This is a genomic window from Enemella dayhoffiae (assembly GCF_002250625.1).
In the GTDB taxonomy this organism is placed as follows: Bacteria; Actinomycetota; Actinomycetes; order Propionibacteriales; family Propionibacteriaceae; genus Enemella; species Enemella dayhoffiae.
In genome coordinates this window covers 97,626-104,476 of record NZ_NMVQ01000008.1, presented here as the reverse complement: position 1 = coordinate 104,476, position 6,851 = coordinate 97,626, and the positions used below count along the sequence as shown (strand labels likewise).

Annotated in this window: 7 protein-coding genes; 3 read left to right on the top strand and 4 right to left on the bottom strand. The window is 72.0% G+C overall.

The features are described 5' to 3' along the window. Together CGZ93_RS18835 and CGZ93_RS06810 are read left to right on the top strand one after the other, a co-directional pair. Nucleotides 1-283 (top strand): hypothetical protein (locus CGZ93_RS18835; RefSeq protein ID WP_229117258.1); only part of this gene is annotated, 283 nt, incomplete at its 5' end. Between the two features lie 36 nt (nt 284-319). Then, nucleotides 320-1,060 (top strand): CDP-alcohol phosphatidyltransferase family protein, encoded by a 741-nt coding sequence (locus CGZ93_RS06810; protein ID WP_229117257.1) that lies wholly within the window; start codon nt 320-322, stop codon nt 1,058-1,060. Here CGZ93_RS06810 and CGZ93_RS06805 read toward each other — a convergent pair. The 4 genes from CGZ93_RS06805 to CGZ93_RS06790 form a co-directional block, all read right to left on the bottom strand. Next, nucleotides 981-2,210 carry a phosphatase domain-containing protein gene (locus tag CGZ93_RS06805; RefSeq protein WP_094363388.1) on the bottom strand — a complete coding sequence of 410 codons (1,230 nt, stop codon included), beginning with the start codon at nt 2,208-2,210 and terminating at the stop codon, nt 981-983. The genes CGZ93_RS06810 and CGZ93_RS06805 overlap by 80 nt on opposite strands. After that, complete coding sequence (locus CGZ93_RS06800; protein WP_094363387.1) at nt 2,203-3,240, bottom strand: diacylglycerol/lipid kinase family protein; 1,038 nt, start codon at nt 3,238-3,240, stop codon at nt 2,203-2,205. Before CGZ93_RS06800 ends, CGZ93_RS06805 begins: the two co-directional genes overlap by 8 nt. Nucleotides 3,241-3,242: 2 nt before the next feature. Continuing rightward, nucleotides 3,243-3,677, bottom strand: coding sequence for a QcrA and Rieske domain-containing protein (locus CGZ93_RS06795; RefSeq protein ID WP_229117256.1), 435 nt, complete (start codon nt 3,675-3,677; stop codon nt 3,243-3,245). 86 nt (nt 3,678-3,763) lie between these two features. Next, on the bottom strand, nt 3,764-4,729 hold the full coding sequence (locus tag CGZ93_RS06790; protein WP_141211112.1) for a hypothetical protein: 966 nt from the start codon (nt 4,727-4,729) through the stop codon (nt 3,764-3,766). A 110-nt stretch (nt 4,730-4,839) separates the two neighbouring features. Here CGZ93_RS06790 and uvrC point away from each other — a divergent pair, with 110 nt between their 5' ends. Further along, entirely contained in the window at nt 4,840-6,849 is a 2,010-nt protein-coding gene (uvrC, locus tag CGZ93_RS06785) for an excinuclease ABC subunit UvrC (RefSeq protein WP_094363385.1), read from the top strand. The last annotated feature ends 2 nt before the right edge of the window (nt 6,850-6,851 follow it).

Sequence of the window (6,851 nt, the reverse complement as noted above, 5' to 3'; positions counted from 1 at the left end):
GGTGGAAGGGCACCACGTGCCGGTCGCCGAGCCCGCCGAGCCGCTCTTCGACACCCCGGCGGTGGCCGCCGGGGCCGGCACGGCACGAAAGGTCGTGACCCGGTCCACGGCCAACAAGGCCCCCGCCAAGAAGACCACGGCCAAGAAGGCCCCCGCGAAGAAGGCGGCGACCACCAAGGCGACCACCCGGAAGACCGCCGTCAAGAAGGCCCCGGCGCGGAAGGCGACCGCGAAGAAGACGGCCGCCAAGAAGGCCCCGGCCAGGCGAGCCGGCGCGCGCTAGTAGGTGTCAGCCCGGGCGTACGGCACAATCGTGCGGGTGTCCAGACCCGAATCAGCCGCCCCGGCGTACTCGCTGACCCAGCGGCTGGCCGCCTGGGGGGTCCATGCGCTGACGATGACCGGCATCGTCTGGGCCTGTCTGGCGCTGCTGGCGCTGCTGCGCAACGACCTGGTGGAGATGTGGGGCTGGCTCGGCGTCGCGCTGATCGTCGACGGGCTCGACGGGACCCTCGCGCGCAGGGCCAAGGTGACCGAGCGGGTGCCGTGGTTCGACGGGTCGGCGCTGGACCTGATCGTCGACTATCTGACCTGGACTTTCATCCCGGCGCTGTTCATGTACCGCTGCCTGCCGCTCGGCCCGGACCCGGTGCCCGGGCTGGTGCTGATCGTGGTCTGCGCGTCCTCGCTGTTCTGCTACTGCAACAAGCAGATGAAGTCGACCGACTACTACTTCGTCGGCTTCCCGGCCGCCTGGAACGTGGTCGCCGTGCACATGTGGCTGCTCGGCACCGGCTGGGTATTCAACCTGGTCGCCACGCTCGTGCTGGCGGTGCTCACCCTGGTCCCGATCCAGTTCGTGCACCCGTTCCGGGTCCGCCGGCTGATGATCGTCAACATCGTGGCCGTGCTGGCGTGGCTGGTCGCCATCGTCTGTCAGACCCTGGTCTATCCAGAGCGGCAGCTGCCGGCGCAGCTGCTCATGTGGATCGGTGGCGGCTGGTTCCTGTTGGCGGGGTTTGCCCGGACGCTGCGGCGCCGGGCCGATCCGGCAGCCTGAGCAGGTCGCGCTCGAACAGCGCCCGCATCCCGGCGCGTTGGGCGGCCGAGTCCCATTCCAGCCGCTCGAACTCCCGCACCGCCTCCACCACGACCGCGTCCAGCCCGGCGGCGCTGATCAGCCCGTGTTCGTGCGCCACCAGCGCGGCCCCCACGTAGGTGTCGAAGAACCAGATGCCCTGGCGGGCGTACGCCTCCCGCTCGGTCGGCGCGGTGCCCACCACGTCGTGGATCAGCACCAGCCGGACCACCTCGCCGTGCTCGGCGTACAACCCTTCGCCGACCCGCACGTCGCCCTGCCCGGAGTCGCCGATGAACATCAGCTGGTATTCACCGAACAGCCGGCGGTAGTGCCGCACGTTGTCCAGCTTGCGCCTGGCCATCGCCGCCCGGGAGTGCAGGTGCCGCAGGGTGCCGGACATCAGCGACAGCCGGGACACCCCGGCCCGCCGCAGCGCGTCACGGGAGCGGCTCTCGATCAGCCCGAACGCGTCGCGGGGCCGGGCCGTCACGAAGGTCAGGTCACCGGTGTCGAAGGGCGCATCGTCGGGGCCCTGGTCCAGCGCCCCATACAGCGCCAGCACCCCGGGATAGACGATGCCGCGGGGATAGCGGCGGTCGTGCAGCACGCACAGCGCGGTGTCGTCGATGTCGGACAGGATCTTCGGCTCGCCGATGCTGAGCCCCGCCGCCTCGGTCGCCAGATGGTCCAGCACCCGTTGCCGCACCTGTTCGGCGGCCAGCCGGGCATAGACCAGGTCTTCCAGGTCGTGGGCGCTGTGGGTGTTCAGCAGGTTCTTCAACCGGGTCAGCTCGATCCCGCGCACCTCGAGCAGCAGCGCCGCCAGCGCCTCGTCCCGCTTGGGGTCGGCACCCAGCAGCTGCAGCCCCAGCGCAACCTGGGCCCGGCCGGGCAGGTCGAGCTCGGCCCGTCGCTCGACGGCCAGCAGGTGCACCAGCTCGGAGCGCAGGTCGGGGCCGAACAGCCGATCATCCACCGACCCGAACAGCGCCACCGGGTCGACCTCGGCGAGCAGCCGGTTCAGCTCCGCCGCGGGGCAGCCGGCGAGCAGTCGCAGCACCGCCCGCTCGTCACGCCGATCCGTGCGACCGTGCAGCAGTTCGGCGACCCGCTCGCTCAGCTCACCCACCCTCGGCTCCCTCGTCCGGCACCCTGGACTTCCCACCGCCGACCCGTGGGTCCAGGCGTACCGCGATCGCTCCTGGGTCCACCCGGAACCGGGCCTCGCCCACCGCCGAAAAGGGGTCCCCGTCGAGCTGGACCGGCTGTGGCACCTCGGGCACCACCTGCACCTCGTGACAACTGCTCAGCACCAGGCCCGAGCCGCGCACCGGCCGGTGCAGCAACCCCTGCCCGGCGACCGGCAGCCACTGGGCCGGGTTGCGGACCCGGGCCTGCATCACCTCCAGCCGGGCGTCGTCCAACCGGGCGTGCGGGAAGATCTGGATCCCGCCGGGGATCCGGCCGCAGTTCCCGACCAGCAGCGACCACACTGAGGTGTCCTCGGACTCGCGGCCGTCCAGGCTGACCCGCAGGCGTACCGGTTTGCGGTGCAGATGGCGGGCGCCGCTGCCGAGGTAGGCCAGCCACCCCAGCAGCGACTTGCCGGTGGCGGTGGTGCCGCGGACCGTGGCGGCGTCGTGGCCCATCCCGGCGAGCACCAGGAAGGTCTCCTCGGGCAACCACTCGCCGAACCCCGGCCGAGCCCGTACGCTCACCCAGCCCAGGTCGACCGTTGCCGTCGCCCCGTGCAGGGCCAGCCGGACGCAGCGGCGCAGGTTTCCCGGCGGCAGCAGCAGGTTGCGGGCGAACAGGTTCGCGGTGCCGAGCGGCACGACCCCCAGCGGTACGCCCGAATGGGCCAGCCCGCGGGCGACCGTGCGCACCGTGCCGTCGCCGCCCATGGCCACCACCAGGCCGGCTCCCGTGGCCACCGCCCGCTCGGCCTGGCTGGCACCGGGTTCGGCGATGGTGGTGGTGACGATCTCGGGGTCGGGCCAGTCCGCCTGCTGGCAGGCGACCCGCAGCTCGTTGGTCGCCCAGGCGGCCTTCGGGCGGACCGGATTGACGATGCCGACGACCCTGGTCGGCCGGCCCGGATGGGCCACCGGCAGCTGTTCCAGCGGCAACCGCCCCGGGCGTGCTCCGCGCAGGCGCACCGTCAGCCGATCACCAGGTTGTCACCCGACTCGGTCACCGGGGCGGCTGTCAACCCCTTCCGGGCGGGGCCGGCGGTCCGGGCGCCGTCGGTGATCGAGAACTCCGAGCCGTGGCAGGCGCAGACGATCTGCTGGTTCTTCACGAACGAGACCGCGCAGCCGCCGTGCGGGCACACCTTGGTGAACGCATGGTATTCGCCGGTGCTGGGTTGGGTGACCACGTAACGCTTCTCCAGCACCACGCCGCCGCCGACCGGCACCTTCGCCTTCGGCACCTCGACCGGCGGCCCGGCCGGGGTGGGCGTGGGGGCTGCCCCGACACCGTCGTCGGCGCACCCGACCAGGGCGAGGGCGGCACCGGCGCCGGCGATCGCCATCGTGCCCTGCAGCAGCTGTCGCCGGCTGGGGCAGCGATCGGTCTGCGGACAATCGGTCATGCCTGGACTCCTGTCGTGGTCAACCCGGCCAGCGTAGCGGCCCGGGCCGAGCGCGGGCGCAGGGTGGGTCGGCGGCGGTCGGCGGGTCAGCGGCGGGCCAGCCGGGCCGGGGCCTCGCCGGTGTGCGCGAGCCCGTGAGTGATCCGTCGGTCGGCGTAGATCTTCCAGCCCTCGATCAGGAACCCGCTGAGCACCAGCAGCGCCACCACCAGCACCACCCACCACGGATAGTCATCCCCATAGGCCCAGAAGTACACGTAGGGGGCGACGAAGGTGACCGCCGTGACCAGGGTGCCGATCGCGCGGTACAGCGCGCGCTTGGCCGTCACCATCGCGATCACCCCCCACGTGTAGGGGATGGCCGTGACCATGTCGATCGCCCAGAGGATCCCCAGGTGCCCGTGGAACTGGTCGATGAACGTGACCGGCAGCGCCCGCAGCGCGGAATAGACCAGCACGATCACATAGAAGAAGACGGCGGGGTCGCGCAGCCACCGGCCGAGCCGGCTGCGCGGCACGTGCGGAACGTCCAGGCGTACCAACGAGGGAACCAGCGCGGGCGGCACCCGCAGGGTGTCCAGGCCCTGCAGGGAACGCGTCAGCCAGGCCTGGCGGCGAGCGTCGGCCTCCGGAGCGGCGAGCGCCTGGGCCAGCCGGGGCGGGCTGATCGCCAGCGGCATCCGGCCGTCCTGGGTCTTCCCGACGATGTGCACCTGGTCGGCGCCGAACAACTCCCGCAGCCGGTCCAGGGCCGCCGAATCGCCCTCGCACAGCCACAGCTGGATCCCGTCCTCCAGGCCCTCCTTGAGCAGCGCCCCGATCGCGGCGCCCTCGGGGTTCCCGGCCAGCACCCCGGCCGGGTCGGTGCTGAGCCGGCTCAGCTGGGCGACGTCGCGGACATGGCGGGGGCGCAGGTCGGAGATTCGGCGTACGCCAGCGGCGCGCATCAGCGCGTCGGCGTCGATGCTCAACTGACGTGCGGTGGGGAACGACGTGATGTCCCCACCCTGCAGCAGCTCCCGCAGGGCCGAACGCATATCCCTGCTGGCCATATGTCCCATGCTAGGCGGTCCCGGACCCTCGGTCGTCCAGGCGCGTGCTCCGGGCGTCGCCCGGTACGCCGAGCCTGCGGTTTGTCCGCGGCGGTGACTACGCTGGCGAAATGGCCGACCCGTCCAGCTATCGCCCCGCACCGGGGGCCATCCCCACCCAGCCCGGGGTGTACCGGTTCAGCGACGAGCACGGTGTGGTGATCTACGTCGGCAAGGCGAAGAGCCTGCGGTCGCGGCTGAACTCCTACTTCGCCGATCCGGCCAATCTGCTGGAGCGGACCCGGCGGATGGTCACCACCGCGGCCCGGGTCGAGTGGACGGTGGTGCAGACCGAGGTCGAGGCGCTGCAGCTGGAGTATTCCTGGATCAAGGAGTTCGACCCGCGGTTCAACATCAAGTACCGCGACGACAAGTCCTATCCGTGGCTCGCGGTGACCTGGTCCGAGGAGTTCCCGCGGGTGTTCGTCGGCCGCGGCGCCAAACGCCGGGGCACCCGCTACTACGGGCCCTACGGGCACGCCTGGGCGATCCGCGAGACCGTCGACCTGCTGCTGCGCGTGTTCCCGATGCGCTCCTGCTCCAACGGCACCTTCCGCAACGCCGCGGCCGCCGGCCGGCCCTGCCTGCTCGGCTACATCGACAAGTGCTCCGCGCCCTGCGTCGGCCGGATCTCGGCCGAGGACCACCGCCAGATCGTGGCCGACTTCTGCCAGTTCATGGCCGGCCAGTCCACCACCATGCTGCGCCGGCTGCAGACCCGGATGAAGATCGCCTCGGACGACCTGGAATACGAGCTGGCCGCCCGGATCCGCGACGACATCGCCGCACTGAATCGGGCCACCGAACAGAACGCGATCGTGCTCGGTGACGGCACCGACGCCGACGTGGTCGCGCTGGCCGAGGACCCGCTGGAGGTGGCCGTGCAGATTTTCCACGTCCGCGGCGGTCGGGTGCGCGGGGAGCGCGGCTGGGTCGCCGACCGGACCGAGGACGCCGGCACCGACGAGCTCGTCGAGACCTTCCTGCTCCAGCTCTACGGGGACGTGCTCGCCGGGGGAACGGCCGACCCCCAGGCCGACAGCTCGCGGTCCATCCCGCGCGAGGTGCTGGTGCCGGCCCTGCCGCCCTCGGCCCAGGCGCTGGAGGAGGTGCTCAGCGACCGCCGCGGCACCCGCGTACGCCTGCGGGTCCCACAGCGCGGGGACAAGAAGACGCTGCAGGAGACCGTCACCCGCAACGCCCGCGAGGCGCTGGTCCGGCACAAGACGAAGCGGGCCTCCGACCTGACCACCCGCAACCGGGCACTGGAGGAGATCGCCACCGCCCTCGAGCTGCCCGAGCCGCCGCTGCGGATCGAGTGCTACGACATCTCCAACCTGCAGGGCACCGAGGTGGTCGCCTCGATGGTCGTCTTCGAGGACGGGCTGCCGCGCAAGAGTGAATATCGCCGGTTCGTGATCCGCGGGGTGGAGGGGCAGAACGACGTCGCCTCGATGCACGAGGTGATCACCCGCCGCTTCCGGCGGCTGCTCGACGACCGGGCGGCGATGGCCGCCGGCCGCGACGACGGCTCCGGTTCCGAGCAGGCCCTGCTCGTCGACCCGGAGACCGGGGTGCCGCGGAAATTCGCGTACGCCCCCGCGCTGGTCGTGGTGGACGGCGGCCCGCCGCAGGTCGCCGCCGCGGCGGCCGCGCTGGCGGAGCTGGGCATCACCGACGTGGCCCTGTGCGGCCTGGCCAAGCGGCTGGAGGAGGTGTGGCTGCCCGAGGAGGAATATCCGGTGATCCTGCCCCGCTCCAGCGAGGGGTTGTACCTGCTGCAGCGGCTCCGCGACGAGGCGCACCGGTTCGCCATCGGTCACCACCGCGGGCGGCGCAGCCGGTCGATGGTCGAGTCGGTGCTGGACGAGGTGCCGGGCCTGGGCGAGGTACGCCGCAAGGCGCTGATCGGGCACTTCGGTTCGCTGAAGAAGCTGCGCGCCGCCAGCGTCGAGGAGATCGCCGCCGTGCCCGGGTTCGGCGTACGCACCGCCGAGGCGGTGCACGAGGCGCTGGCCGGTCAGCCGACCAGGGAAGCGATCAACATGGCGACCGGTGAGGTGCTGCCCGGTGGCGGATGACC